Below are 24,824 nucleotides of genomic sequence, written 5' to 3'. Positions count from 1 at the left end.
CGTGTTGTCTAGCGTTGCTGCCCGCTACGCAGTTTTTTAGCGCTGCTGCAATGCCTGTGCGGCCTGCAGCACAGCTTCGACATGCCCTGGCACCTTCACCCCGCGCCATTCCTGCCGCAGCACGCCGTCAGCGTCGATGAGGAAGGTGCTCCGGTCTATGCCCAGATACTCCTTGCCGTAAAGCTTTTTCAGTTTGATCACGTCGAATAGCTGACAAAGCTGCTCGTCTTTGTCGCAGATCAGCTCGAAGGGAAAGCCCTGCTTGGCCTTGAAGTTTTCGTGGGTTTTGAGACTGTCCCGCGATACGCCGAATACGACCGTGTTGGCGGCGACGAAGGCGTCGTGCTGGTCGCGAAAGCCCTGGCCCTGGGTGGTGCAGCCCGGAGTATTGTCCTTCGGGTAGAAGTACAGGACCACCTGCTTGCCCTTCAACGCCTCGAGTCTGACCTGTGTATCGCTGGTGGCTTGTGCCTGGAAGGTTGGCACCGGTTGGTCAATGGCAACAGACATAGTGGTTTTCCTTCTCAAGGATTCTGAGGGCGCCAGGGCTCTATCAATGCGTCCAGGTTCAAGGCATCGGCGAAATCGAGAAACTGGTCCCTCAGCCAACTGATCTGCGTGCCGGCCGGCAGCGTCACGGTCATTGTCGCGTTGAGCATGGTGCCGCCCGTTTGCGGCGCCTCATAGGTGTCGCATGTGAGGGCTTCGAGCTCGACACGGTGATCAATGAAGAACTGGCACAACTCGTTGAGGATGTCAGGTCTATAGGCCGAGCTGACATACGCCACATAAGGCAGTGCTTGCGGTCGGGTTTCCAGCGCTTCACTGCGCACTACATTGGTGGTGAACTCGTGCTTTTTGGCCAGGCCGGGCAGCGCCGTCTCCATTCGAGCAAGCGCGTCCCAGGTTCCGGTGATTTCCAGGACCAGGGCACAGCATTCGCCGTGTCGGGTCAGGCGCGTGCTGACCACGGCGCAGCGATTCTCGTTGCTGGCTCGGCAAAGCACGTTGGTGAGCGCCATCGGGCTACGGCCCATGGCGCTGATGACGAGAAATTGTTCTCGGGGTACTGGGGGGGTGGACATGCAGATTCCTGGCGGTGATGAATCGGTCGGCCAGCCAAGCCGAAAACAGCTAAGGGTAGCGAAAAGCGTCGTCAGTGGGAATGCGTGAACTGGGGGCGACAATCGCCTGCCACTTCGGCGCTCAGTCGTTCCGGCGGGCGATACCTCAAGCGTGCTCGCAAAGCGCTCGGGAGCCTTGTACCATTACGCCTCTCTTTTTCCGGCAGGAGTGGGTTGCATGATTGCGGGCAGTATGGTGGCGTTGGTCACTCCCATGGACGCGCAAGGTGGCCTTGATTGGGATAGCCTGAGCAAGCTTGTCGACTTCCATCTTCAGGAAGGCACCAATGCAATCGTTGCAGTCGGTACCACTGGTGAGGCGTCTACGCTCGAAGTATCCGAGCACATTGAAGTCATCCGTCGCGTTGTTGATCAGGTCAACGGCCGCATTCCGGTAATCGCAGGCACAGGGGCCAACTCCACCCGCGAGGCCGTCGAACTCACTGAAAACGCCAAGCAGGCCGGCGCCGACGCCTGTCTTCTGGTGACGCCGTATTACAACAAGCCGACGCAGGAAGGGATGTATCTTCACTTCCGTCACATCGCCGAAGCTGTAGCGATTCCGCAGATCCTCTACAACGTCCCTGGACGTACCGCCTGTGACATGCTCCCTGAAACCATCGAGCGCTTGGCGAAAGTGCCAAACATCGTAGGCGTCAAGGAAGCGACCGGTGACCTCAAGCGCGGTCAGGAGGTGCTTGATCGTGTGGCTAATGACTTCCTTGTCTACTCCGGCGACGACGCTACTGCCGTTGAGCTGATGTTGATGGGCGGCAAGGGCAACATCTCCGTTACCGCGAACGTTGCTCCGCGTGCGATGAGCGAGCTGTGTGCCGCTGCCATTGCTGGCGATGCAGAAAAGGCGCGCGCCATTAATGCGCTGTTGATGCCGCTGCACCAGACGCTGTTCCTCGAGGCCAATCCGATTCCGGTGAAGTGGGCACTGCATGAGATGGGCCTGATACCGGAGGGCATTCGCCTGCCGCTTACCTGGCTGAGCCAGCGTTGCCACGAGCCGCTTCGCGCTGCGATGCGTCAGTCAGGTGTGCTGGCCTGATAGTTCAGGTGTACTGGTTTATTAATGAAGGAACATGCATGAAGCGATTGGCCGGCCTCTCGACCCTAGCCTTGATTATCTCTGGAACCAGCGGTTGTGGCTGGTTATGGGGTGAAGACGGATATTTCCGCGACCGTGGCAGCGACTACCTGCAGGCACAGCAGGTGCCGCCAATGCAGGTGCCTAGCGATGTCGAGCTGCGCCCGATCGAGCCGCTGCTGCCGATCCCCCAGCAGGTAGCCGACAGCCGCGCGACAGGCGAGTACGAAGTGCCCCGTCCGCAACGTCTGGTCGCCGCCGAAGAGGTGAGCGAGTACAGCCTGCAGACTTCCGAAGATGCGCGTTGGCTTGTTGCAATGCGAGCGCCTTCGCAGGTATGGGCATCAGCCCGTCAGTTCTTTACCGACAATGGCTTTCAGATTGCCGAAGAGCGACCGCAGACTGGTGAGTTCGTCACAGCCTGGCAGACCCGTGATCAGCTCGCGCCGGCGCTGGTACGCAATCTTGGACTGGGTGAAGGCGAGACCCGCGTCCGGGTTCGCGTCGAGCCAGGTGTGCAGCGTGATACCAGTGAGATCTTCCTGGTCAGCGTTCAACGTCCTGCAGGCAGCAGTGCCGATGTTGCCTGGCCGGACGCGCCGGTGAATGCTGAGCGCGATCGAGTACTGCTCGATGAGCTGCAGGCAGGGCTGAACAGCAGCACTGTCGAAGGTGGCTCAGCCTCGCTGCTGGCTGAGCGCGAGTATGACGCGCCAAGCCGTGTGACGCTGAGTGAGGCCGGTAGCGGCGAGCCGGTGCTGCAGCTCGATACGGACTTCAACCGTGGTTGGTCGAGTGTCGGTCGCGCGCTGGCGGCGAGCGATATTCTCGTCGAGGACCTTGATCGAAGCCTCGGCGTCTACTACATCAACCTGTCGGAAGGTGCGGCGAATCCTGATGAGAAACCTGGTTTCTTCTCCCTGATCTTCGGCGGAGCGCCTGACCGCGAAGAGATCGAGGCCCGCGCCGAACGCTATCAGTTACGCGTAACTGATGTGGGCGGCAAGGTTCAGGTCACCCTCGACAAGGACCTCGATACCGTTGCTCCGGCTGATGTGTCCCGACGCGTGCTGAGCATGCTCAAGGACAGCCTGGACTGATTCTACGAGACAGTCCGCCCCAATCCATTCAGGCGAAACCTCTCGGTTTCGCCTGTTTCGTTTGATGATTGATCCAGTCGTTGTGTCTGCGCTGTTGCGCAAGCCAGCACAGGTTCGGCAACCGCGAGAAAAGCCATGACCGCTCCCAGCTCCCTGAGCCTGAAAAAAATCTATTCTGGCAAGGTGCGTGATCTGTACGAAATCGACGACAAGCGCATGCTTATGGTCGCTACCGACCGGCTCTCCGCGTTTGACGTGATCCTTGCCGAGCCGATCCCCGAGAAGGGCAAGATCCTTACCGCAATTTCCAACTTCTGGTTCGACAAGCTCGCGCAGCTCGTCCCTAACCATTTCACTGGTGACAAGGTAGAGGACGTTGTGCCAGCCGAGGAGCTGCCCCTGGTTGAGGGGCGGGCGGTGGTGGCCAAGCGACTGAAGCCGGTTGCAGTGGAGGCCATCGTGCGTGGCTATATCGTTGGCTCAGGCTGGAAGGAGTATCAGCGGAGTGGAACCGTGTGCGGGATCCAGCTGCCAGCTGGCCTGAAAGAAGCGGCCAAGCTGCCGCAACCGATCTTCACGCCGTCTACCAAAGCGGCCGTGGGTGATCACGACGAGAACATCTCCTTCGAGCAGTGCGAAGCCATCATCGGTAAAGAGCTGGCGGCGAAGGTGCGCGACACCTCGATCGCGCTGTACAGCGCAGCTGTGGCATACGCTGCGACGCGAGGCATCATCATCGCTGATACCAAGTTCGAGTTCGGCCTCAATGAAAACGGCGAGTTGACGCTGATGGATGAAGTGCTCACGCCTGACTCCAGCCGTTTCTGGCCCGCAGACAGTTACGCTGAAGGCAGCAACCCGCCAAGCTTCGACAAGCAATTTGTCCGCGACTGGCTCGAGTCCACCGGCTGGAACAAGGAGCCGCCAGCCCCGCCAGTGCCGGCTGATGTCGCTCAGAAGACCGCCGATAAATACCGTGAAGCGCTGACGCGCTTGACCAGCTGATCGGCTGGCGACCGGCGGGGAGTTTGATGCGCTCAGCATCGCTGTTCTGCTACGGCATCGCTAAAAAATCTGCGCAGTTGGGGTTAGACAAAACACACTGAACTGCTATGATGCGCGCCGCTGGAGAGATGCCGGAGTGGCCGAACGGGACGGATTCGAAATCCGTTGAACTGGCAACAGTTCCTAGGGTTCAAATCCCTATCTCTCCGCCACTATACCTAAAGCCCTTGTAAATCAAGTATTTACAGGGGCTTTTTCTTTTGCGTTGTTGTAAGCGAGCGGCGGATTTGGCATAACCTTGCGCGGTCTTTGGCATAGCTAAGGACCGGCCGAATTGCAATATTTCGCGCGGTCTTTGGCACCACTAATAGCGGAACAGCGGGACTCTGTAACGTCGCATAGCTTTAGTGCAATTCACTCATTGCCGCCAGGTAATCCTCAGGCGAGACGTTCATCGCATGACAGACCGCCAGAGCAGTTTCATCCAGCAATTCAACTGCCGGAATCTTGCGTTGGGCTTGCCTGCTTTTCAAGGCTGCGATGTCTCTCCTAATGTCATCGACTAACTGGGTCGCATTGCGCTGTGCCTTCGGAGTAGGCGACAGACTGAAGCGAGCCGCAGCCAAGGCCGGCAAAGAGCTCATGCCGTCTAGGGCTGGGAAATTGGTTAGCCCAACATGGTGCAGTTCAAGCACCTCGCCCGTTTGCTTTTCATAGCTGAAAACCGGGCTGAGGTAGCGGTACTCCTTGCCCGCAATCATGGCTACGGCATTCTTTGTCCAGTCGACCTGCGTGGCGAACAGGCCAAGGCCTTCGCGCCACTCCAGGGCCTTGCCCTTGAACCACGCAGCGGCCGGGGCGGGCCGGCCATTCTCGGCACTGTTGAGGGTCTGGTGTTCGTAGTCAATCACCAGATCGGTGGCGAGGGCGGCAGCCTTGGCAATTAGTCTAGTGGCCACTTGGCCGTCGATATACCAGTGGCCGGCGTGGACATCCTTGGGACGACCATCACGGGCCTTGAAGGCGCCAGCCGGGAACAGCTGAATGGCGGTATCCTTTGCCCTGATCTCGAAGGTGCAGGCGGCAACGGCAGACTGACTGCCTGCCACCGCCTTGCCGCTCGTGCCTGCCATGGATACCTCCCGCATTAAGCACCAGTACCGGTGGAACCGTAGGCCAGCTGCCAGAAGCCATAACCCGATGCAACACGAGCTTCGGAGCCGAACTTGTACTTCTTCAGGTTGAACACCGAGTCAGACTCAGGGCTGACCTGCGCCACGAACTCTGGCGCCTTGCGCTCCTGGTAATTGAAGGGGCGGATCGGCTTGGAGGTGTCCAGCAGGAACCATGCGGTGTCCGATTCAATGCGCCCGTCCACTACTAGCTCAGCGGCGCCACGGTAAGGGTTCGGGGCGCCATCGGCCAGTTCTTCGTTGGTCAGAAGCATGCGAGCGGTATCTTCGAGCGCACCACCGACCAGGAGCACAGTGGGCACCACGTTGAGTGAGCGACCTTCCTCGTCCTTCATTGCACGCAACCCTGCCTTGGCCGCGCCGAAGCTGGCCTGGGCCGCAGCCAGGGTGGCGTTGGAAAGCGGCGCAGTGCTCTTGTTGCTGACGGAGTTTCCACCGACCGGGTGATCGGTATCGAAGAAGTACTGACCATCGTAACAGGGCGCTGTGAAGCTCTTGTTCACTGCCTCGAACACGATCTCGTCAGCCAGCTGAGCGGCGGAATGGCCGGCCATTTGAGCAGGCGGCATGTAGATTCCAATCTGATTATCTTCGATGTGCTTGCGCTCAACCTCGATGGTGGCCTCGAAGGAGGTGTTGGGTATCTCATAATGCGAGGCGGCAAGGTTCTTGATTTGCTTGGCGCCAACCCAGCGCTGCATGCGAGGGAATGCGCTGAGCCAGTGATAAACATTACTGGCACCCGTAGACGGGACCTTCATGGCGATCTTGTCCCAACTGGTTGGGGCCGCCCCGAACCCTCGGGTGAATTCGGCGCGAAGATCGGTGTAGAGCGTTTGAAGCGTGTCTTTGTTTATAACCATCGTGGTGTAACTCCTTTTGCTGTTTTGTAGGTGCGGGTCTTCATCTACCTGCAGTCATGTGGCCGGTATAAACTCCAAGCTCGATGTCGCTTTTGGTTTCCATCCGGGTGACCTTCGGTTTGCCTTCGCTGCTGATGTGAATCTCGATCTTGCCGCTCACATCGGCGGGCTGGCTTGGGCCCTTCGTGGGCGAACTGGTGACGGCCTCGGCAATCATTTCGCCGAGCGAGCCGCCGCCCCAGTACCCCAAGGCACCGCCGATCAACCCACCGATGGCGGTGCCTAGGACGGGCACCACGGAGCCCAGCGCAGCGCCAGCAGCAGCGCCCGCCAGACCGCCTGCAGCGCCTCCAGCTGCCCCCGAGTACCCCACTGTCTTTTCCTGTGAGCTCAGCCGGTCGTCAGTGGCGATGTTGTAGGCATCCAGGCCGCTCGCGGCCAGCATGAGCGGAATGCCGGCACGCCCCAACCACTTGCCGGCGCCCTTGAACTTGCCACCGGGCACTCGGTCACTTACGACGTCGGTTAGCCTCTCAGCAGTGCTGCCTGGGCCGAAGGAACTCGGCATGTTGACGACATAGACGGAGGGCACGCCGGCCGCCTCTTCCAGCGCCTTGCCGGTGGCCACGCCTGCAGCGGTGCCGCCGAGCTTGCCGGCGAGCCCGGAGATGGCCTTGCCGCCGTAGCGACCGGCACCGAACAGCCCGGCCGCCCCGAGGGCGCCGCCGATCAGCATGTCTTTACCGTCCAGACCCAGGCCGCCGTTCTTCTTGCTGTCCATGCCCCACTTAATGAGGCCGCTCAGGGTATCGTTGACCGGCTTTGCGAAGTCGTCAGCAGCTTCGCGTAGTGCGCCTTTGAGGCGATTGGTCTGGTCGACGGCGTTGCTGATCGCGTCCGGCAGGTCGCGGGCAATGGTGCCGCTGGCCTCCTCGACGCCCTTGAACTTCGCTGCCAGCTCGGTCATGGCGCCGTCGCTGAGGAGGTTACGAACGCCCTTGATGGTGTCCTGGTCAGCGGTGCCAAAGGCGGCCGCCAAGAAATTGTTCTTCTGTAGGTCTGTGGTCAGCTTGTCGTACTTGGACTTGATGTCCTCAATCACCTTGAATGGATCGCGCTGGGACTGGTCAGCGTTGAAGAACTTAACGCCGGCCGCTTTCTCAGCGGCCTTGCGGTAGTTGTCGTTAGTGAATACCCGCAGCGTGCTTTCGGTCAGGGTGCCCAGCCGATCAGCATTGGGCTCAAAAGCAGATAGCGTTTCGGTCAGTGCCAAGGACTGGCTCAGGTCCAAGCCAGCGGCCTTAGCGCTAGCACCAATTTTAGGAAAGATGCTTGACAGGTTATTCAGTTCGGCACTGCCCAAACGTCCAGCCACGACGAACCGGTCCAGCAGAAGGGCAGCTTCATGCTGGCTGCTCAGGTCGATATCGAACTGCTTGGCGGCTACGCCCATAGCATTCGCCAGGTCGGTCGCACTGGCTTCTGCAACCGCCAGGGTTGCCGCCATCGGCAACACCGCCGCTCGCGCGTCTTGGATGCTCAGGCCTGCGGCTATTAGCGCATCAGAGCCGGCCCTCAATTCGTCCACGCCTTGGCCGGTTGCAATCTGTGCCTCGAACCAGCTCTGGCGCAGCAGGTCTGCCTCGCGTGCAGTGGCTCCGGCAGTGAGCTGCAGCTGCTTGAGGTCCTTGTCCAGCTGGGCCGACTGCATGCCAACCGCGATGGCGGAGACGCCCAAGCCCAACTGGGCGAGCTTGCCTTCGACCGACCCGGCGAAGCGCCCGAGAGCGGCCAGCTCGCCCTTGGCGGCGGAGCCGAACTTGCGCAGGCCGGCCTCGCCTTTGCTCAGCCCACCCTGCAGGCGGGAGACATCGGCAGTCAGTCGTAATGCGAGTTCAAGGTCGTTGCTTGCCATCGTTGCTCAACCGGGTGAAGTAATGCTGAAGCTCTGCGGGCGGTAGACGCAGAATCTCCGCACGAGACCAGCCCGTGCGAAGGGCTAGGAGAAGGATCAGGTCCCAGGTGTCTCGTTGCTGGACTGTTCGCCGTTTCCCATCTGATCCAGGAGCAGCTGTGCATCACGCAAGGCGAGAAAGTCGGCTCGTGTCTTGATCATCTTGCGTACGAATGGGCCGGCGAAACGCTGGCCATCGGCGCTGGTCGCCTCGGTGAGTTGGCGCACGGCCTGTTCGGCATAGAAGGCCAGACCGTTCTCGGTACCGCCTGCATCGGCTGCGGCGTCGATCAGGTCCTCCAGGAACGCCTCGCGCATGGTGAACTGGGTGTAAGTGGTGCCAGCGATCTCGATACCGCGTGGGAATGTGCCGGTGGTAGTGAAAGTCTGCATGTAAGCTCCTTATTGCGCGTCGGCTGCATAGCCGTGAAGTAGGTTGGAAAGCTCTCTCTCGGAGCGGGTCTGCTTCGAGAGCTGTTGTTCAAAGGGCGAACTGGACTCGCTCGCGTGCAGGCGTGTCTCCACGCCATTGCATCCTTCGATGGCCAGCCGTTCGGCTGCGCCCAAGGCTGTAAGTGCGATATCGCTCGTCTTGGATGTCTCAGTGGATTGCATGGCTTACCTCGATTGATTGGCCGGGGATACTGGGCTGGAGCAACTCAGCGGGATTAAGCGTCTTCAGGATTTCCCAGATGCGGCGGTCGCTCAGTCCGAACTTGATTGCAAGCTCCGAAACCATGCTGTTCATGGATCGGCCTTGATCCAGGCCAGTCTCAGTGAACTTATGAATCGCGATATCGCGAAGCGTCCGCATGGCGGTAGCGCAACTCGGTATGTAAAGCATCGACCCGCCGTAATACTTACGAAGGAGTGCGCCAAGGGTTTCGCTGCCGAGCGCTTCGTCCAACTTACGTCGGGCTTCCACGCTTAAGTCCCCGTGATTGGCGGCGGGCATCGGCACCAGGAAGGATGTTCCGCCAACTTTCGAAACAACCTGCATGGCGCTCTGGTAGCCCATCCTCGACACCATGTCCTTTACTGCCTTGGGGAGTAGCGGCTCGACCATGGAGATATCGGCGCCGATGCGCGCCAACTCGCTGGCCAGGTACCTGGATACAATGACACTCGACACTTCTAACCCCTTTCCGCTGCTTGCCGGCTATGGGGTGAATTAGATTCAGTAGGAAGCGTCGGTAATAGCTGGAAGGGGTTCAGTAGTTTGAAGAGCTTCGGTGAGGCGCTGGTTCGACTGAATTAATAGGCATCGTGCAGATTAGGACTGCGGAGCGGTAGCGCGTGCCCACCAAGCACGTTAGACCCACGTTAGAAATCGATATCGATGCCAGTGCCAGCCATGGGTGGCGGTTTGCCTTGAAAATCCAACACAAAGCCTCTCCGACGGTTTGAGTGCTCGGTGGCTTCAAATTCAGATCTGCTTAGCCAGTGAGTTGACTGAGAGCAGCGACATACTGCGAGAACGGCATCGCCAGACGTTTCGGGGCTGGGTAGTAGTGGCTCTTGTTGTGCCAAGCCTTCCAGAGATCTTGCTCGGGGTGGTCATTGGTGATGTCCATGCACCACTTGTACCCCACCAGCGCATCGCACCAGCCGGCAAGATAGATTGCCAGGAAGATGTGCATCAGATGCTTGGGCACGTCATTAACCGTTGCGGGACGATCCAGTGATACGGTCAGGCATCGCCTGGCATTCATGCTCTCCCAGTCAGGCCCGATTATGTTCCCTAGATTCTCAACCATAATGGTTGATTGCTCGCTTTTAGCATTGGGCAATTGCAGAACCACGTCTTTCGGCGATAAGCCTAATAGTCCTCGTACCGTTTCGATCCGGCCCTTGATGTGCTTTAGCTGATCGTCTGGTGCGAAAACCACGAACTGGTGGCGAGGCTCCTTTCGCAGCAGGTCTGGCGGCAGTTGAATATAAAGCGGGTAGAGCAGCGGGTTCAGGTAGATAAACGTCTTGCGCTGTCCGAGCGGGTCCGAGTGTGTTGTATCAGTAAGAGCCCGCCGCGCCCACTCAGCTGTAATCTCTTCAAGCGTCAGGTCGGTTATGTCGATGGATATCAATGGATACCCTGAACACTTACCGGCGATTGCCTTGCGACCATCAAACGCATGCCCGTACTCAATTTCGATTCCGGCTAGGATCGTCGGATTCTTGAGTACCGCTTTTCCAAGGACGGCTACGTCAAGTCGGTAATAACTGGACAAGGGTGGAGGCGTAGTGATTTTGTGCTCAGTGACGATGGACTCGGCACCAAGCAGCAGATTTCCGGCCAAGTGGAAGTCCGTAACTGACTTGTCTTTGTAAGTCCAGTGAAGAGACAGTCCGGCATCGAGCCGACGCCGTAGTTCTGCCGCGATTAGCTCTTTAGCACGCTTGTGCTCAGGGCTCTCGCTAAATTGTTGATGTCGCTCTTTTTCATCGGTATCAAAGATTGCTTTAGCGTTCACGCCTCGCCGGCCTGCGTAGTGCCGGAAGTGTGAATGGCGCGTACATTTATCGCCTGCAAATACAGGACTGACCCAGCTCACGAGCCTAGGAGGGTCATCTGGCGTAACCAGCGGCCAAAGACTGCGATAGTGCTCTCGGCTAGTAATGTCGAAGCAGCTGATAGCTTCCTGCATTTGGCCTTTTCGACTGAAGAATATGCGCGCCTTATCCATTTAGATGCTCTGTAGCCTCTTTGTCGACTGGGCAACGGTATCAAGCCTTCGACTGACTACAAAGCCGAAGTGGCACTGAGCCACAACTACTCGATTCGATCTGGCCCGAGAACGAATACCACTTTGCCCAGGTTGGGATCGTACATCCGGCCTCCGCGCTGGATCATCGGGGCCCGTGGCCCGGTATGACCATGAGCCAACAGTCGATATCGGGCGTTGCGGTCGCCGTTGCCCTGGCTCAGCAGCTCGACATAGCCGGCGCGAGCCAGCCACTTCAGATAGCTGCGGGCGGTCCACAGCGACACATTGGAGCCGGCCGAGGCGTGCTCGGCTAATTGTCGGGCTGTCAGCTCACCGAGGATGCGAAGGGTTCGCCACATCGCCTCGTTACCTTGGCCCGCGCTGCTGGCACCACCTGAACGGGTAACGGCAGGGGCCTCAGCGCCCAGATCTTTGACTAAACGCAGGGTTTGTTCCAGGAAGTGATCGGCGCCGGCAACACGCTCTATATAGCCGGCTTTTTCCAGCGACTGAATATAGCTGCGCACGGCAGTGTCGTGAACTACAGCGCGACGGGCGATTTGGTAGCCCGTAAACGACTCGGAGGCGGAACGCATAGCTTCCCATATACGTTGCCGATTACTTTTCCCATCAATCATTTCAACGTGTACAGGCTTGCGTCCTTTCGTCGCCATCAGCGACCCCGCCCTGTAGGTGCTTCTCCGGTAAACCAGCCCCGCTTACCCCATCTGGCTAGGTCGATTGCGTCTACACACATCGCTTGGGCTTCAGAGTGGACTCTGTAGAGATTCACCGAGATCCGACGAAGGCAGCCATGAACTGAGCGTCGTAGATCTTCTAACAGATCGTCTTCTATTTGGAGGGAGGGGTAGCTGGCCGTAACCAGAGTTCGCAGATCCTCCAATGTTGCGGCCTGTGCTGGCACCCATTCCAACACTCGGTTATGCAAGCGCTCTAGTTTCGCCAGGCTTGCTGGTACACGCTCCTCCCCGATGAGCACAATCGTGCCGTGGCTGGCGTTGTATAGATCCGTAAGGATGTTTGCGACGGCCTTATCCAGGAGATATTGCACATCATCAATGATCAACGGTCGGGCGCTTCGTGATAGCTGGTCCGCTGCGGCGTCTACCATTTCGGACAATGTCCGTCCAGGCGCTATGCCCATCTCTTTTAGAATGGCGAGGAGGAACGTTTTCTTCGTCCAGGTGTAGCGACATTCGACGTAATAGCCACGGTACATGTTCGCCGCAAACGTGGCGCCTATGGTCTTGCCCAACCCACTCGCACCGTACATGACGACGAGTCCCGGCAAGTTAGAAGGTCTGGTCTGGGCTCGCTCCATTGCACTTGCCAGAAGACCGACGTTGGTTAATGGGACGACTTTTACTCCGTTCATGGTGTTCACACCTCTCGGGCATCTTGCCCTTGGCTTGTGGTAGGAAGGGCTACGCGGTGTAGTCGAATACTCGCTGCACTGCTGAAAAATCGGGGTGATGCTGGTATCTGGAGTGCCATCGTGCTTCTGGCTCGCTCAACTGGTCACCAGCGGCAATGCGGCGTTCTAACTGCTTCCACAGGCGATATCGGGCCATTGCGTCTGCTGGCACATCGAACTCTGCAACTGGCTTAAGCAGGTCGCTGGCAAACTGGCGAGCAACGTTCATCTCTTCGGATGTGAGTTGGGCGGATGGCGCCGAGGTCGGCGCAATCATTTCCACCCGCTTGCCGGTCAGCGTTTCGAGCTTGTCCAGGGCGCGTTTCATCTGGCCCTGCTCACGCTTCTCATAGGCCTGCTCGATCAGCGGCTTGGGCATGTAGTCGCTCGCGTTGCCGTCAAGCAGCGCTTCGCCGAGCAGTTCGCCTTCCAACGTCCGCACCCAGACCCGAGAGGCGTCGCGTACGTCGTAGGCGACGCGGATCTCTTCGCCGTGCAGATCGCGCAGGGCATCCAGGAAGTAGCGCTGGTTAGCCCAGGTCACTTCACCGCGACGAGTCGGACGGATAACTTGCGGGCGCATCAGGTCGTGGACCAGCTCGGCCGGGGCCAGCATCGGCTCCCAGCCCTCGGCGCGGGCCTCTTCCCAGGCTTCGTTCGGGCTCATGTGTCGCAACTTGCCAGTCTCGGGGTCACGGATCTTTTCCAGGCCCCGATGAGGGCGGTCGTTGTAGGCCTCGATCTCGAACTCAACGCCCGACATGAACTCGCTGAACGTGGGCAGCAAACGGGTGGTACCGGTCTCGCGCAGCTGCTTACGGCTGACGCGGTGCACCCTGGTACCGGCGTGCTTGTCCATGTCGGCGCCGATGTAGCTGGTTAGCTTCTTGGCTGCGTTGACCCATATGGTCTGGTGAACGCGCTCGATCAGCCCTCGCGCCTGGCTGTTGTATGGCAGGGCATGGGTCATTGTGCCGCCGAGGCGATCGACCACTTCACGCACCGCGCTGTTGGCGAAGCCGGATCCGTTGTCGACGTAAAAGATGGCGAACATGCCGCCGCGTGTGATGGCGTCGCGCAGGGCGTCCATCACGCCGATGGTTGACTCCGCCTCGCCGATTGAGATGCCGAGGATCCGCCGCGTGGCCACGTCGATGACGGTGGTGGTTTCCGGGCGGTATGGCTTGCCGGTGCGTGGGTTGAGGACCTCGGCGTCGAACTTGTGGCCGTCGGCCGTAAAGACGTCGCACGGGAACATGTTCTTAGTGGTGCGGCGGCGGAATGGCTGTAGCGCCTTAAGTTCCTGCGGCGTTCGACGACCGGCTTCGCGTGCCTCCGGGCTCAGCTTGTTGAGGAAGCGACGCACCTGGTAGATGCTCGGCCGCTCGCCCTGGCACTTGGCCACAAACTCGGCGTAGCTGGCTTCGACGCTGGGCTTTGTTGGCCGCTGAAAGCAGCGCAGGAAGTCTTTTGCCCAGTCGGGCACACCCATGTCCTTGCCGCCACGTGCGGGTGCCAGACCGGTCTCGCCCTGCTTGCGGTAGTCACCCAGCCAACGCTTGAGCGTCCGCTCGGAAAGGCTGCGGTCTTCTGTCTTGCGGTCATTGGCACGGACAAGCAGCTCTGTCAGGTACGGGCTGAGCTGGTCGTTTTTGGCTAATTCAACCAGCGCCAGGATCGCCCGCTGCTGGCTGATGGTCTGGCTCATGCGCTCTATTTCACGCACGAAGGCGAGGCGAGCCGTCATGACTGAGCGTTGCTTTTCGCTCAAGCGTGACGCGTTTTTCGCGTCACGCTGTGTCGATTCCGACTGTTCGGAAACGGCTGTAGGTGCCTCGCTAGCAACCGAGGCGGCGATCAGTGCGGCCTGGGTTTCGGATGGAAGCACGGCGAACGCGTATTCAATGGCCTTACTGCCGAGGCGGCGCTGGCCTGCCCAACGCTCACGCTGGGCTCTAGCTTTCACACTGCGGGCAGTGCCCGGCATGCCGAGCAGCCCTGCAAGCTCTTGGGCTGTATACCAGTTGCGCATCGGTGCCTCTCTCGTGCCGGCCAGTTGTTTTGCCGAATGAAGCTCCGGCCCGGTAGGGGGTCGGAGGTGACCGTTTAGGATGCTTGGCGAGCGGCACCGAGAAGCGCTTCGGCGTCCTGGACGAGCAGCAGCAAAGCGCGCGATACGTTGGCCACATCACGTGTGCCAGCGTCATCGGATACGCATGTGGAAAGGGCTGTCAGAAGATCCTGGACAGCCCCAAGTCGCCATTCAGCTGCATCGAATAACGAGGCCTGAGAAGCGCTGCGATCAAGGAAGAGAACGGGTTTGCCGCAGCCCTGTGAGCCAGACTCAAGCGCAATGAAATTAGCCATGAGTCACCGCCTTCGGCAGCATGGCCTCAAGGGAGCGTGCTTTTGCCATGGCTGTGTTATAGCGAGAAAGACGGACGGACAAAGAGGAGTCGGCGTGCAGCGCGGCTATCGCGATAGCACGGTGATAGGCTGCGCGAGCTTTAGCCGGATTGAGGCTGAGAATGTGACGTTTGGTCATGATGTGGAGCGCCTATGTTGCGGTCTGTTCTCCGCGCCCACGACGCCAATCATGGGTGGGCGGAACCGTGCAGGTTGGCGTACCGGACATAGGAACCGGCGCTCCCGAAGGAGCCCCACACGGCCCGCCCATAAAGGCCTTGCCATGCGCTGGACACAAAAAAACCGCTCTAATGGCGGTGTGTCCGCCTATGTGTCAGGACGCCAATCCTGATCGCTGAATTTGCAGCGACGGAGGAACATTAGCGAGTTGCGATGGACATGGCAATAGCTAACGTTCCCAAGGGAACGAAACCGAGAGGGGGAATCGGTCGTTCGGACAGTTCCGTTTCTTTTCGTTATCTCTTTTCGTTTTCGGCGTCACTGTCTTGGTTGCGAGCCTTCAAAACCGGGGCTTGCAGGAGATTCGGACGAATCGGCCCTCTGTTTCGCTTTCTCGTCCGATTGTCCCCTTAGGAAAAGGGCGTTGAGGTTGCCAAAACTTGGGCACGGTGAGGATAGGTCTAGCGGTATCTGTCCTACGTACAAAATTTAAATTCCTTTCAACATCGGTCGATGCTGGAAAGGATCGAAAGTTTGACCATTTCTCCGCAATCCCTGTGGCTGCGAGCGTTGGCGAGTTTGAGAGAAACCGTGGTCGCGGACGGTTGCCGCTTTCAAGTTGGCCAAGGTAAGTTGAAAGGGCTTTGGGTGGCACCGCTGCTGTCCGGTGTTTTACCGGCTTTTTGGCTATGCCAAACGTTGCGCTAAATTCTCGATTTTCGGCTTGCTAAATGGGTTTTTGGTTTCGCGCGCCTTTGGCATTGATTCCGCTTCGCCTGCTGTCCCGTCCCGCTCGCAACCCCGCGCCACGCTTGGCTTTCCGGTTTTATCCGGCTTCTTCCCGACTCATCCCACCGACAGTTCCCTTTATGCCAAAGATAAAACCTCCTCACACGGTAGCGTCGCTCTGCATCCTCTGCGTCTCTATGTCGCGTCACTCTGTTTCGCCAGATTTCTCCGCGGGCAGTGCTGGGTTCCGACCACCGCGCTAAGCCTCGCTTCTTGAGTGAATTCCTAATCTGACCAGGTGGGCTTGTTTGGCAGGCCTGACGGGAAGTAGATTTGCCTGGAAACAAAATATTAAAATAGATATTATATTTTTGCTAAGTGATGAGCGAGAGCTGAAAGGCGCTGCCAGGAAAGCAGTCGATGCTTTCGCTTCGTCACCAGTCACTCGCTCAATACTTAAGGCTAATTTCTTAGGGACAAGACCGCACATGAAGACCATCAGTGTTCAAGGCAGTATGGGTGACGGCTTCGCAATCGAAGTGGACTGCGGCAATCACCGGGTGCATCGACCAGCCGCGTGGCGCGTTCGGTACTGATACCGGGCCGAGCCCGCTGGAGCTGGTCTTGGCGGCGCTTGCAGGTTGCTTTGGAACGATCGGTCGTCTTCTCGCCCACCAGCGCAAGGTAGAGCTGCGCGGCATGCGCTTCGAAGTCGAGGCGGACTACGATCCGGCCGGGTTGCTAGGGCGTGACACCAGTGTGCGGCCCGGCTTCGAGGAAGTGCGCCTGCGGGTAGAGATCGATGCTGACATGACGCTTGAGCAGAAACAGGAATTCCTCGCCGAGGTGGAGCGCCGTTGCCCGCTGGCAGACAACCTGGTGCATGGCACGCGGCTGCACAGTGCGTTGGCAGGTTGAGAGCTGAGGCCGAACACCCGCTAAAGCAAAAGGCCGCTGGGCGCTGAAGCGCTTCGGCGTAAGGGGTTGAACGGGTAAGTACATCTGCTTTTCGGCGCTGGCGTGCGCATCCCGCGCGGCGGCCCCTAGAAAGTCCGTCGCAGCGCCGCAGCTGCCTGGTCGCAGGACGGTTCGATGGACGCCGGCCCTGTTGAATTTGGATTCCATTCATCGCATTCGGCCGCGAGGCCAGCAAGGAGTTTTTATGCGCTATCTGTTGCCCTTGAGCTGTTTGGCGTTGAGCTTGTCCGCCCAGGCAGAGCCCCTGGATCCGTTGATCAAGGAGGGGATGTCGCTCATTCCTCCGTTCCAGCAGCAGCTGATGGCCACCGTGAAGTCGGCGGTGGAAAGTGGCGGGCCGCAACAGGCGGTGCAAGCCTGTCAGCAATTGGCGCCGCAGATTACTGCCGAGCATAGCGAGGCGCCGTGGCGGGTGGGTCGCACGGCATTGAAACTGCGCAACCAGAGTAATGCGCCCGATCCATGGGAGCGCGCCGTGCTCGAACAGTTTCAACAGCGCGCTGCGCAAGGTGAGCCGCTGCAGAGCATGTCGCATGCCGAGGTGGTGGACGGCGAATTTCGACTGATGAAGGCCATTCCCACTGGCGAGGCCTGCCTTGCCTGTCATGGAGAAGCGATCAAGCCCGAACTCGCGGCGTTGATTGACGAGTACTACCCGGAGGACGAGGCTCGTGGCTTCAAGGCCGGGGAGCTGCGGGGCGCTTTCACGCTCAGGCGCGCCGTCGATTAGCCGTGTGCTTTACTGACCTGCCGCAGCCGCCCGGCTGCGGCTCAAGGCTAATGTAGCCATGCACTCAGGCGGCGCCTCTGCGCCTGGCTGCAGCATCCTGCTGCTTGGCTCGAACGCCGAGACGGCCCGCGCAGAGGGCCGTGATGGCAAGCTGATGGTGATCAACGACTGCCAATGGCGGCGCGTATCGCCGATCAGCGCTCCTGAGGCTCCTCTCCGTTGCTCATGTCCTCGTCGTTTCCATGAGCATTTTCGATCGTGTCTTCGGTCAGACGCGGTTGCGGGTCTTCGCCGGTAGGGTTCTGGTAGCCGTGCGCGCTTGCCTCGTTATCGAGGTCTTGCTGGGCCTGGCTGTTGCTGTCGGCCGGCTCATGCTCAGTCGGTTCCTGACTGGCCGACGCGGTCGTTGCTAGCAGGGCTAGTAACACTGACGAAGCGATGTTCAAGCTCTTCATTTGATTTCCCTCGACTGTTGGCGGGCTCCATGTTTCGGACCAGCAGCAGCTGGCGTTCGTTCGAGCCTGCTGCTGGACGGGCCCCGCATTGAGCGGCGCTCACCGAATGGGGTGGGGCACCCAGTCGGGTTTGGACTGTCTCAGCTGGGAATTACTTACCGAGGCCCTACATGATCGATTGGTTAATGAAGAACCAGCAGCTCGTTTCCTTAGTGATCTCCTTGAGCACGCTTTTGGTGTGGATGTTTTACGCGCACTTGCTCTTGCGAAACTTCAGACGACAGCGTCAGCCGAGCCTGCTGATCAATCGAGGCGCTGGCAAGGGTCTCGGCTCGCTTTGCATCATTTCCAACATGAGTGCCGAGCCGATGTTCATCAATCAGCTCGTGGTCTCGATAGTGACGTCACGTGGGCCGTTGGAAGTGGATATCACCGACATTCGCCAGAGCATGGAAGACGACGTGCCGCCGGATCTCGCCATCCACCAGACCACCCATCAGGGGCCGTTAAGCAGTGGTGATTTCATTCACGTAGGCACTTTTCAAGGCATGTTGCGGCGAGTTGCCGAGCTCAACGGCATCGAGCTTCAGGGCCACCAGCCAGTGGGTGACTGGCAGTTCCACTGCTTGGAAATCCGCGCAGTGGCGTTTTACGGGCCAGAGCGTCACCCGCTGGGTGTGTTGCGCCGCTTCAAGCTGGGCGACCTCAGCAATCCGGAATGCCGGCTGGTGCCGGAGAGCCCGTTCACCCATCAGCTGACCTCCTGGCGTGACCGGCGCCGGGTACGAGGATGGCTATCGGAAGGCCTGAATGACTAGCCCATCGCGCGCAAGGACTTAAGCAGGCTGGAACTCCGCTTCGTTTCAAAGGTCACGTAGAACTGGCTTCCCAGAGCGTGTCTTAGCGATACGCCGGGTTTAAGCAGGTGACATGCGCTGCGCAGCGGGACATTGCTGACGTGTAAATGATTGGACAGCCTGTTTTCGATGAGGCTGCAGCAGTAAGGGAATCGGTCGTGGAGATCAACCGGGTAAGCGCAAAGGACATCAACAAAGAACACTATGAGCTCGTTGTAATCGGGTCTGGTTTTGGTTCGAGCTTCTTCCTCACCGAAGCCTTGAAGCACCTCAGCGGTCGTGCGCTGATCATTGAGTGGGGCGACTTCCATCCCTGGGATTGGCAGATCAAAACCCAGAGCAGTTCGACTATCAAGCCCGAGTCCACCTACGACAATCGCGGCGAGAAGCCCTGGAACACCACCATCGCTCTCGGCGGCGGAATGAACTGCTGGTACTCGCAAACCCCCCGTCTGCACCCCAGCGATTTTGCCATCCGAACTCGATACGGCGTCGGTAACGATTGGCCGCTGAGCTATGCCGAGCTTGAGCCTTACTACTGCCAGGCCGAGCAGATCATGTCGATCGCCGGCGACCCCGACATGACTCGCGTGCTACCTCGCAGTCAGCCATTCCCTCAACCGCCGCACAAAGGCTCCTCAATCGACATGCTGATGAAGGAGGCCATGCCCGACCATCATTTCATCATGCCGACCGGGCGCGCTCGGGTTGCGACCGGCACCCGTGGTGTCTGCTGTGCCAACGCCACCTGCAACCTCTGCCCGATGAATGCCAAGTTCACCGCGCAGAATGGCCTGGCCGAGTTGTATAGCCACCCCAAGGTGGACGTGTGCTTGAAGACCGAAGTGCGCACGCTCGAGTACCAGGGCAATACCATCAAGGGCGTGACGATCCGCTCGGATGGGCAGGAATTCAAAGTGTTCGGGGACCTTTTCGTACTGGGCGCTAATGCTATTCAGAGCCCGGCGATTCTGTTGCGTTCGGATATCAACTTCGGCGAAACCGGCATGGGCCTGCACGAGCAGGTTGGCGCCAACGTCGAGGTCTATCTCGATGGCCTGGGCAATTTCGATGGAAGCACTATCACCACTGGCCTTAATTACGCCCTGTACGACGGTGACTTCCGCAAGGATCACTCGGCGTGTCTGGTCTACTTCGAAAACCGCTGGCCGTATGGGCTGCGTCCGGAAATCGGACGCTGGAACCAGACGCTGCCGTTGATGCTGGTCAGCGAAGACCTGCCCAACGTGGAGAACCGGGTCGTCATCGACCCGCAGACCGGGCAGGCGATCATCGATTACCGGGGCGAGTCGGATTACGGCATGAAGGGGGTTCAGCACGGTCTGGACAGCCTGGAAAAACTGCTCGCGCCACTGCCGGTGGAGTCGATCAACTTCAGGGAGTGGCGTCTAACCGAGTCGCATGTACAGGGCACGCTGCGCATGGGGCAGGCCGATGACGGTTCGGTGGTAGACAGCCTTATGCTGCATCACAAGATGCGCAACCTTGTGGTCGTGGGTACCGCGACCTACCCGAGCTGCTCGCCGGCAAATCCCAGCCTGACGGCCGCCGCCTTGTCCATTCGTGCTGCCGACCTGCTTTATAGCTAAGGAATGCCGATGAAACGTCGTACGTTGTTGTTTTCATCCGCCGCCGCGCTTGGTCTGGTGGCGGTCGGGTCGGGGGCCTGGGTCTACGAGGACCGCCAGGTCTTCATTCCGCAGCTGCTGCAGCGTCTGGTGGGCAATTTCCAGATGGGTCCGGAGGACCAGCGCAAGTTTGTCGATGCAATGGCTAACCACTACGGCTCGGAGAAGCTGACTGCATTGATGGGACTCTACAAAATTCGTCAGGAAACCGGTGTAGGGACGCCCTACACTGATCTGCGAGTCGATAATTTCGAACGCCGGTTGTTAACGGACTTCATGGTTTCGACTGATTACCTGCGGCAGCAGAACAAGACCAATCCGAAGGTCAGCTTTCTTGGCTACCGGTTGCCCTGCAGCAATCCTTATGCCCGATTCGACGGGCTGGCGTGAGGTCATACAGGCCTGGCCTGTCTCGTTGAAACGGTAGGGCGGTTGCCTTTAGCTTCGTTCGTTAGATCAAGTGACGGGTACCGTCGCCCGCTTATCCCGTTTCGCGAGGAGGCCAGTCCATGCGCATCGCCGTCTTCAGTACCAAACCCTACGACCGCACTTTTCTCGATCAGGCCAACCAGGTGCACCAGCACCAACTGGTCTACCTGGACGCTCGGTTGACTGTTGAAACGGCAGCGTTGGCTTCAGGGTTCAGCGGTGTCTGTGTGTTCGTCAATGACAAGCTCGACCGCGAAGTACTGCAGCTCCTGCACGCCAACGGCACCAGGCTGATCGCCCTGCGCTCGGCCGGCTTCAACAACGTGGATCTTCCAGAGGCAGAGCGGCTAGAGATGACCGTGGTGCGCGTGCCGGCGTACTCGCCGCAAGCGGTAGCCGAGCATGCGGTGGCGCTCATCCTGAGCCTCAACCGAATGACCTTTCGGGCCTATAACCGCGTCCGTGAGGGAAACTTTTCTCTCGATGGCCTGCTGGGCTTCGACCTGTACGGCAAGACAGTCGGCGTCATCGGCACCGGCAAGATCGGTCTTATCTTCGCTGGCATCATGCGTGGTTTCGGCTGCAGGGTACTGGCCCATGACCCCTTCCCCAGCGTTGATGCAAAGGCGTTCGTCACTTACGTGCCGCTGGAGCAGCTGTTTGAGGAGGCGGACATCATTTCGCTGCACTGCCCACTGACACCCGAAACCCACCATCTGATTGATGACGCTGCAATCGCTCAGATGAAGCAGGGTGTGATGCTGGTCAACACTGGCAGGGGTCGCGTGGTCGATACGCGCGCGGTAATCGATGGCCTGAAGAGCGGAAAGATCGGTCGCCTGGGCCTGGATGTTTACGAGGAAGAGGAAAATCTGTTCTTTCAGGACTTGTCACAGCGGGTCATCAGTGACGACCAATTCATGCGCCTGACGACCTTTCCCAATGTGTTGATCACGGGACATCAGGCGTTCTTCACCGCTGAAGCGCTGACCAATATTGCCGAGACCACACTGGCCAATATCAGCGCCTTCGAGCAGGGGAGCGGAACCCTGCACCGGGTGACCGTCGACAAGGTTGTGTGACCCACGGTTCGCTTTGGCAGCCGGGGTCGATGGCGATTACGGGTGTGGTTGTATCAGCGAGCGCTCTGCTCGCTGATCAGCATGCCGTAAGCGACTTGATAAACCTGATTCCCTCGTCTGATCGTCAGCGGCGCTCGTTCGGCAATCACTGCGCCGTTGTCGAGCATCCGTTCGATGTGGGTACGCAGTTGATGGTATTGCCTGGTGTATTCCCGATGCATCTGGATCGGCTCCCTCAGGTACGAGTTATTAAGCGTAACGATGCAGATACGACTCGCCAGATACCGGTTGGGTCCTACCGTTTGTCCGAGAATGCACCTGTGCCTTAATCATCAAGGGCCGCTGCGGCAATGGCATTAGCGCAAAATCACCGGTAGTATCAAAACGCTATCGCGACCGCGACCCTTTACCAAGGATGAGCCAGACGCATGAACCAACAAGCCATACCGGTGCTAATCACTTTTCTCGCAGTTGCCGGCATCGCAGCGCTGTTGCTGCGTCGAGCGCTGACCACCTTGAGTCATCGGCGCGATGCGAATGAAGCACAGGCAACTCAAGCAAAGGTCGCACATCCCGAACTTCGAGCCGACCGATAGCGAGGCAACAGGCGAGGCGCGGCGACACGCCTGGCCGGCTCAGCTCTGGAAAAGCTGGCGCAGGCTGCTAGGCGCCAGACCGGTCCAGCGTTTGAATGAGCGGCGAAAATTGGTGGTGTCGTTGAAGCGTAGGTAACTGGCAACCTCATCGTTGCTGTAGCCCTTCATCTGGTACAGGTACAGCGCTACATGTTTGCGCACCTGATCCAGCTGCTCCTGAAAGCCCGTGCCGTGCTTGTGCAGCTTGCGCTTTAGCGAGGCGGGGCTCATCTCGAAAGCATGGGCGACGCGCTCCAGATTCAACGGCTCGCGGATGTTTCCATACATATAGTCATACAGCTGATCGATAAAGCTGCCAGGGCAGCCAAGACTTTCCAGCTGCGCGCAACTCGCCTGATACGCGACCTGTCCGGCGGTGGCTGAGGCGCCAGGCCACGGCTTGTGCAGATATTCCAGCGGCAGGCTCATCATGGTCATCTGACTGGCGAACGTCAGCTGCTCGCCCAGGTGCACCCAATACTGTTCGACATGCCGCGGTTGCGGGTAGGGGAGGTGGAAGCGCCACGGCAGGCGCTCGCCGGATAGGCGTCTGCTCATCGCGACCACGGCGGTCAGGCTGGCCTCGGTGAGAAATCGCTGCTGATCACCGGAACCACAGCTGTCGGTCCAGTACAGGTATGCCTGCTGCTCGTCGAGCAGCAGGCGCGGCGTGAGCAGGGGATTGAGCAGGGCGCGAAATCGTTGCAGTTGTTCCAGCGCCTGTTGCAACGTGCAGGCATGGGTCAGCGCGTGGCTCGCCTCGCCGTAGTGGCCGGGCAGCAAACGCTGGCCCAACAGAAAGCTGCTGTCGTCCGCCCCAAGCAAGCGCTTCGCGTTTCCAATCAGGGCCAGAAACTGTAGAGGACTGATCCGCGCCTGGCCGCCCACAACGTCTTCATAGAACAGCCCACTGCCGCGCAGTAATTGGTGGCTGTCGATTCCTCGTGACAACGCCAGATCAATCAATACGGCCGGCTGGTGATGTGCCGCGATGAAACGTGTATCGCAATCGTAACCGGGAGTCATGGCCCTTCCTCAGGCGCAGCGCGAAAGTTGCTGCTTGGTTTTGGCCAGGTTCAGATTGAGGCGCTTGAGGAGCTGTTCGGCATCCTCGTTGAAGGCCATCACCGTGCCGGTGCTGGCATGCAGGTGTACCCGTTCGCCGTGCTGCGCGGTTTTGTGCGCCAGGCTGGCAACGGTCTGTTGTAGTTCTCCTGCAATCATCCGAGCCTGCGTTTCACCCGTGTTCGGCAGCACCGCGACGAAGCGATCCCCGGCCAAGCGGCAGAGCAGGTCCTGGCGACGTAGGTTGAGTAACAGCAGCTGCGCCATGGCCTGCAGGACGGCATCGCCTTCGGCCTGGCCATAACGCTGGTTGATGGCGTTGAAATCGTCCAGGTCCACGATCACCAGCGAGAGCGGCTGCTGTTCCGCCTGGGCGTGAGAGAGTGCCAGCTGGACCTGCTGGCGCAGGTATTGCGCGGCGCCTAATGGGGTGAGCTTGTCGAACAGGCGGTGCTCGCGGAAGCCTTTCTCGCGTTTGCTCATCTGCTGACTGATGGCGCGTTGTTCCTGATTGAGGTGGTAGATGCCTAGGGTCAGCAGCAGCAGGCCGACGGGCATCGGCGCGGTCTCCAGCCAGTTGTCCCAGATCGCCAGTTCCGGCAGCTGGATGAATTCGTCCAGAGTGTCCATCCACCAGGAGAAGAACACGCACGCCAGGCCCAGCGCCAGCAATCGGGTCACACGGCCGGCCGGGCGACTGTGAAGCAGCATGATCAGCCAGGCCAGCGCGAGCACGGCCGAGCCGCCTTCGCCGGCGACGTCCATCCAGTTGATGTCGGCCCAGGGCTTGATCTGGCCGGTCGCCAGGTAGACCTGCAGGCCGAAGTTGGCGGCGAAGGCGAGGCCGAACAGTGTGAGGGTATGGAGCTTGAGCAGGGATTTCATTGGGTCTCCATGGCGAGGCGCGCCAGTGCGTGAGGGCACGGAAACAGATGAATGTGACGGTTGGATGAATGGGGTGGGGGTTGAATTGGCTCAAGGTTTTTAAGGATAGATTCAAAGGCGGCGCTGCTTAGGTTCAGCGTTAGGCTTATTGGTGAGTGGGCTGAGAGCTTGGTTTCGCCCTGCTGGGCGAGTCCCTTTTGGCAGTCGCCCGGATGGCCGGCCCCGCCAAAAGGAACCAAAAGGTCTTGCCCCTGCATCCGGACTAGGCG

27 protein-coding genes, 1 tRNA gene and 1 pseudogene are annotated in these 24,824 nt (G+C 59.2%); 11 read left to right on the top strand and 18 right to left on the bottom strand.

The genetic code is table 11. From position 1 onward, the window contains the following. Nucleotides 1-36: 36 nt before the first annotated feature. On the bottom strand, nt 37-510 hold the full coding sequence (locus ACSSNI_RS18105; protein ID WP_200637802.1) for a peroxiredoxin: 474 nt from the start codon (nt 508-510) through the stop codon (nt 37-39). A gap of 14 nt (nt 511-524) precedes the next feature. After that, nucleotides 525-1,085, bottom strand: coding sequence for a glycine cleavage system transcriptional repressor (locus ACSSNI_RS18100; RefSeq protein WP_148924725.1), 561 nt, complete (start codon nt 1,083-1,085; stop codon nt 525-527). 217 nt (nt 1,086-1,302) lie between these two features. On the opposite strand from ACSSNI_RS18100, the gene dapA reads away from it, so the two are divergent. The 4 genes from dapA (at nt 1,303) to ACSSNI_RS18080 (ending at nt 4,537) form a co-directional block, all read left to right on the top strand. Continuing rightward, the gene (gene dapA, locus ACSSNI_RS18095) at nt 1,303-2,181 is read left to right on the top strand and encodes a 4-hydroxy-tetrahydrodipicolinate synthase (RefSeq protein ID WP_102834750.1); all 879 of its coding nucleotides are present in this window, start codon (nt 1,303-1,305) and stop codon (nt 2,179-2,181) included. Between the two features lie 38 nt (nt 2,182-2,219). Then, nucleotides 2,220-3,320, top strand: a complete 1,101-nt coding sequence (gene bamC, locus ACSSNI_RS18090; RefSeq protein WP_200637807.1) for an outer membrane protein assembly factor BamC — start codon at nt 2,220-2,222, stop codon at nt 3,318-3,320. A gap of 135 nt (nt 3,321-3,455) precedes the next feature. Further along, nucleotides 3,456-4,325 (top strand): phosphoribosylaminoimidazolesuccinocarboxamide synthase, encoded by an 870-nt coding sequence (locus tag ACSSNI_RS18085; RefSeq protein WP_200637809.1) that lies wholly within the window; start codon nt 3,456-3,458, stop codon nt 4,323-4,325. Between the two features lie 122 nt (nt 4,326-4,447). After that, a tRNA-Ser gene (locus ACSSNI_RS18080) sits at nt 4,448-4,537 on the top strand. Nucleotides 4,538-4,729: 192 nt separating this feature from the next. Here ACSSNI_RS18080 and ACSSNI_RS18075 read toward each other — a convergent pair. The 12 genes from ACSSNI_RS18075 to ACSSNI_RS18020 all read right to left on the bottom strand — a co-directional run bounded on the left by ACSSNI_RS18075 (nt 4,730) and on the right by ACSSNI_RS18020 (nt 15,020). Then, nucleotides 4,730-5,458, bottom strand: coding sequence for a phage protease (locus ACSSNI_RS18075; RefSeq protein WP_200637811.1), 729 nt, complete (start codon nt 5,456-5,458; stop codon nt 4,730-4,732). 14 nt (nt 5,459-5,472) lie between these two features. Next, nucleotides 5,473-6,381 (bottom strand): Mu-like prophage major head subunit gpT family protein, encoded by a 909-nt coding sequence (locus ACSSNI_RS18070; RefSeq protein ID WP_200637813.1) that lies wholly within the window; start codon nt 6,379-6,381, stop codon nt 5,473-5,475. Nucleotides 6,382-6,421: 40 nt separating this feature from the next. Next, complete coding sequence (locus ACSSNI_RS18065) at nt 6,422-8,296, bottom strand: phage tail tape measure protein (RefSeq protein WP_448259874.1); 1,875 nt, start codon at nt 8,294-8,296, stop codon at nt 6,422-6,424. 96 nt (nt 8,297-8,392) lie between these two features. Next, nucleotides 8,393-8,728 (bottom strand): phage tail assembly protein, encoded by a 336-nt coding sequence (locus ACSSNI_RS18060; protein ID WP_200637817.1) that lies wholly within the window; start codon nt 8,726-8,728, stop codon nt 8,393-8,395. Nucleotides 8,729-8,737: 9 nt separating this feature from the next. Further along, nucleotides 8,738-8,950: a hypothetical protein gene (locus tag ACSSNI_RS18055; protein ID WP_200637819.1), complete on the bottom strand. Its 213-nt coding sequence runs from the start codon at nt 8,948-8,950 to the stop codon at nt 8,738-8,740. Further along, nucleotides 8,937-9,467: a Mor transcription activator family protein gene (locus tag ACSSNI_RS18050; RefSeq protein WP_200637821.1), complete on the bottom strand. Its 531-nt coding sequence runs from the start codon at nt 9,465-9,467 to the stop codon at nt 8,937-8,939. Before ACSSNI_RS18050 ends, ACSSNI_RS18055 begins: the two co-directional genes overlap by 14 nt. 304 nt (nt 9,468-9,771) lie before the next feature. After that, nucleotides 9,772-11,019: a hypothetical protein gene (locus ACSSNI_RS18045; protein WP_200637823.1), complete on the bottom strand. Its 1,248-nt coding sequence runs from the start codon at nt 11,017-11,019 to the stop codon at nt 9,772-9,774. An 86-nt stretch (nt 11,020-11,105) separates the two neighbouring features. Further along, nucleotides 11,106-11,567, bottom strand: coding sequence for a hypothetical protein (locus tag ACSSNI_RS18040; protein WP_200637825.1), 462 nt, complete (start codon nt 11,565-11,567; stop codon nt 11,106-11,108). Nucleotides 11,568-11,713: 146 nt separating this feature from the next. Next, the gene (locus ACSSNI_RS18035) at nt 11,714-12,436 is read right to left on the bottom strand and encodes an AAA family ATPase (RefSeq protein ID WP_200637827.1); all 723 of its coding nucleotides are present in this window, start codon (nt 12,434-12,436) and stop codon (nt 11,714-11,716) included. A 49-nt stretch (nt 12,437-12,485) separates the two neighbouring features. Next, entirely contained in the window at nt 12,486-14,507 is a 2,022-nt protein-coding gene (locus ACSSNI_RS18030) for a Mu transposase C-terminal domain-containing protein (protein WP_200637829.1), read from the bottom strand. A 74-nt stretch (nt 14,508-14,581) separates the two neighbouring features. Further along, nucleotides 14,582-14,842, bottom strand: a complete 261-nt coding sequence (locus ACSSNI_RS18025; protein ID WP_200637831.1) for a hypothetical protein — start codon at nt 14,840-14,842, stop codon at nt 14,582-14,584. Next, on the bottom strand, nt 14,835-15,020 hold the full coding sequence (locus tag ACSSNI_RS18020) for a hypothetical protein (RefSeq protein ID WP_200638208.1): 186 nt from the start codon (nt 15,018-15,020) through the stop codon (nt 14,835-14,837). Before ACSSNI_RS18020 ends, ACSSNI_RS18025 begins: the two co-directional genes overlap by 8 nt. Nucleotides 15,021-16,278: 1,258 nt before the next feature. Here ACSSNI_RS18020 and ACSSNI_RS18015 point away from each other — a divergent pair. Next, nucleotides 16,279-16,708, top strand: a pseudogene (locus ACSSNI_RS18015) (OsmC family protein). 244 nt (nt 16,709-16,952) lie between these two features. After that, complete coding sequence (locus ACSSNI_RS18010) at nt 16,953-17,498, top strand: Tll0287-like domain-containing protein (protein ID WP_200637833.1); 546 nt, start codon at nt 16,953-16,955, stop codon at nt 17,496-17,498. Nucleotides 17,499-17,692: 194 nt separating this feature from the next. On the opposite strand, the gene ACSSNI_RS18005 is transcribed toward ACSSNI_RS18010, so the two are convergent. Next, on the bottom strand, nt 17,693-17,953 hold the full coding sequence (locus ACSSNI_RS18005; RefSeq protein ID WP_200637834.1) for a hypothetical protein: 261 nt from the start codon (nt 17,951-17,953) through the stop codon (nt 17,693-17,695). A gap of 170 nt (nt 17,954-18,123) precedes the next feature. On the opposite strand from ACSSNI_RS18005, the gene ACSSNI_RS18000 reads away from it, so the two are divergent. The 4 genes from ACSSNI_RS18000 (at nt 18,124) to ACSSNI_RS17985 (ending at nt 21,970) form a co-directional block, all read left to right on the top strand. Next, nucleotides 18,124-18,771, top strand: a complete 648-nt coding sequence (locus ACSSNI_RS18000) for a hypothetical protein (protein ID WP_159968650.1) — start codon at nt 18,124-18,126, stop codon at nt 18,769-18,771. Nucleotides 18,772-18,968: 197 nt separating this feature from the next. Next, on the top strand, nt 18,969-20,420 hold the full coding sequence (locus tag ACSSNI_RS17995; RefSeq protein WP_200637835.1) for a GMC oxidoreductase: 1,452 nt from the start codon (nt 18,969-18,971) through the stop codon (nt 20,418-20,420). A gap of 9 nt (nt 20,421-20,429) precedes the next feature. After that, nucleotides 20,430-20,849 (top strand): hypothetical protein, encoded by a 420-nt coding sequence (locus ACSSNI_RS17990; RefSeq protein ID WP_159968648.1) that lies wholly within the window; start codon nt 20,430-20,432, stop codon nt 20,847-20,849. A gap of 119 nt (nt 20,850-20,968) precedes the next feature. Continuing rightward, a complete protein-coding gene (locus tag ACSSNI_RS17985; RefSeq protein WP_200637836.1) occupies nt 20,969-21,970 on the top strand; it encodes a 2-hydroxyacid dehydrogenase in 1,002 nt (333 codons plus the stop codon). A gap of 53 nt (nt 21,971-22,023) precedes the next feature. On the opposite strand, the gene ACSSNI_RS17980 is transcribed toward ACSSNI_RS17985, so the two are convergent. After that, the gene (locus ACSSNI_RS17980; protein WP_200637837.1) at nt 22,024-22,191 is read right to left on the bottom strand and encodes a hypothetical protein; all 168 of its coding nucleotides are present in this window, start codon (nt 22,189-22,191) and stop codon (nt 22,024-22,026) included. A 207-nt stretch (nt 22,192-22,398) separates the two neighbouring features. Here ACSSNI_RS17980 and ACSSNI_RS17975 point away from each other — a divergent pair, with 207 nt between their 5' ends. Next, on the top strand, nt 22,399-22,566 hold the full coding sequence (locus ACSSNI_RS17975; RefSeq protein WP_146030685.1) for a DUF2973 domain-containing protein: 168 nt from the start codon (nt 22,399-22,401) through the stop codon (nt 22,564-22,566). Nucleotides 22,567-22,605: 39 nt separating this feature from the next. Here ACSSNI_RS17975 and ACSSNI_RS17970 read toward each other — a convergent pair whose 3' ends face one another. Together ACSSNI_RS17970 and ACSSNI_RS17965 are read right to left on the bottom strand one after the other, a co-directional pair. Next, nucleotides 22,606-23,631 (bottom strand): AraC family transcriptional regulator, encoded by a 1,026-nt coding sequence (locus tag ACSSNI_RS17970; RefSeq protein ID WP_200637838.1) that lies wholly within the window; start codon nt 23,629-23,631, stop codon nt 22,606-22,608. A 9-nt stretch (nt 23,632-23,640) separates the two neighbouring features. After that, the gene (locus tag ACSSNI_RS17965) at nt 23,641-24,555 is read right to left on the bottom strand and encodes a GGDEF domain-containing protein (protein WP_200637843.1); all 915 of its coding nucleotides are present in this window, start codon (nt 24,553-24,555) and stop codon (nt 23,641-23,643) included. Between the last annotated feature and the right edge of the window lie 269 nt (nt 24,556-24,824).

The organism is Stutzerimonas tianxiuensis (assembly GCF_053470365.1).
Note: the sequence above shows the minus strand (reverse complement) of the source record. Positions and strands in the feature narration are given on the sequence as shown.

Excerpts from the sequence above, each read along its gene's own strand:
- ACSSNI_RS18105 (WP_200637802.1), bottom strand. The coding sequence starts at position 510 with ATGTCTGTTGCCATTGACCAACCGGTGCCAACCTTCCAGGCACAAGCC.
- ACSSNI_RS18100 (WP_148924725.1), bottom strand. The coding sequence starts at position 1,085 with ATGTCCACCCCCCCAGTACCCCGAGAACAATTTCTCGTCATCAGCGCC.
- dapA (WP_102834750.1), top strand. The coding sequence starts at position 1,303 with ATGATTGCGGGCAGTATGGTGGCGTTGGTCACTCCCATGGACGCGCAA.
- bamC (WP_200637807.1), top strand. The coding sequence starts at position 2,220 with ATGAAGCGATTGGCCGGCCTCTCGACCCTAGCCTTGATTATCTCTGGA.
- ACSSNI_RS18085 (WP_200637809.1), top strand. The coding sequence starts at position 3,456 with ATGACCGCTCCCAGCTCCCTGAGCCTGAAAAAAATCTATTCTGGCAAG.
- ACSSNI_RS18075 (WP_200637811.1), bottom strand. The coding sequence starts at position 5,458 with ATGGCAGGCACGAGCGGCAAGGCGGTGGCAGGCAGTCAGTCTGCCGTT.
- ACSSNI_RS18070 (WP_200637813.1), bottom strand. The coding sequence starts at position 6,381 with ATGGTTATAAACAAAGACACGCTTCAAACGCTCTACACCGATCTTCGC.
- ACSSNI_RS18065 (WP_448259874.1), bottom strand. The coding sequence starts at position 8,296 with ATGGCAAGCAACGACCTTGAACTCGCATTACGACTGACTGCCGATGTC.
- ACSSNI_RS18060 (WP_200637817.1), bottom strand. The coding sequence starts at position 8,728 with ATGCAGACTTTCACTACCACCGGCACATTCCCACGCGGTATCGAGATC.
- ACSSNI_RS18055 (WP_200637819.1), bottom strand. The coding sequence starts at position 8,950 with ATGCAATCCACTGAGACATCCAAGACGAGCGATATCGCACTTACAGCC.
- ACSSNI_RS18045 (WP_200637823.1), bottom strand. The coding sequence starts at position 11,019 with ATGGATAAGGCGCGCATATTCTTCAGTCGAAAAGGCCAAATGCAGGAA.
- ACSSNI_RS18035 (WP_200637827.1), bottom strand. The coding sequence starts at position 12,436 with ATGAACGGAGTAAAAGTCGTCCCATTAACCAACGTCGGTCTTCTGGCA.
- ACSSNI_RS18030 (WP_200637829.1), bottom strand. The coding sequence starts at position 14,507 with ATGCGCAACTGGTATACAGCCCAAGAGCTTGCAGGGCTGCTCGGCATG.
- ACSSNI_RS18025 (WP_200637831.1), bottom strand. The coding sequence starts at position 14,842 with ATGGCTAATTTCATTGCGCTTGAGTCTGGCTCACAGGGCTGCGGCAAA.
- ACSSNI_RS18020 (WP_200638208.1), bottom strand. The coding sequence starts at position 15,020 with ATGACCAAACGTCACATTCTCAGCCTCAATCCGGCTAAAGCTCGCGCA.
- ACSSNI_RS18010 (WP_200637833.1), top strand. The coding sequence starts at position 16,953 with ATGCGCTATCTGTTGCCCTTGAGCTGTTTGGCGTTGAGCTTGTCCGCC.
- ACSSNI_RS18005 (WP_200637834.1), bottom strand. The coding sequence starts at position 17,953 with ATGAAGAGCTTGAACATCGCTTCGTCAGTGTTACTAGCCCTGCTAGCA.
- ACSSNI_RS18000 (WP_159968650.1), top strand. The coding sequence starts at position 18,124 with ATGATCGATTGGTTAATGAAGAACCAGCAGCTCGTTTCCTTAGTGATC.
- ACSSNI_RS17990 (WP_159968648.1), top strand. The coding sequence starts at position 20,430 with ATGAAACGTCGTACGTTGTTGTTTTCATCCGCCGCCGCGCTTGGTCTG.
- ACSSNI_RS17985 (WP_200637836.1), top strand. The coding sequence starts at position 20,969 with ATGCGCATCGCCGTCTTCAGTACCAAACCCTACGACCGCACTTTTCTC.
- ACSSNI_RS17980 (WP_200637837.1), bottom strand. The coding sequence starts at position 22,191 with ATGCATCGGGAATACACCAGGCAATACCATCAACTGCGTACCCACATC.
- ACSSNI_RS17975 (WP_146030685.1), top strand. The coding sequence starts at position 22,399 with ATGAACCAACAAGCCATACCGGTGCTAATCACTTTTCTCGCAGTTGCC.
- ACSSNI_RS17970 (WP_200637838.1), bottom strand. The coding sequence starts at position 23,631 with ATGACTCCCGGTTACGATTGCGATACACGTTTCATCGCGGCACATCAC.
- ACSSNI_RS17965 (WP_200637843.1), bottom strand. The coding sequence starts at position 24,555 with ATGAAATCCCTGCTCAAGCTCCATACCCTCACACTGTTCGGCCTCGCC.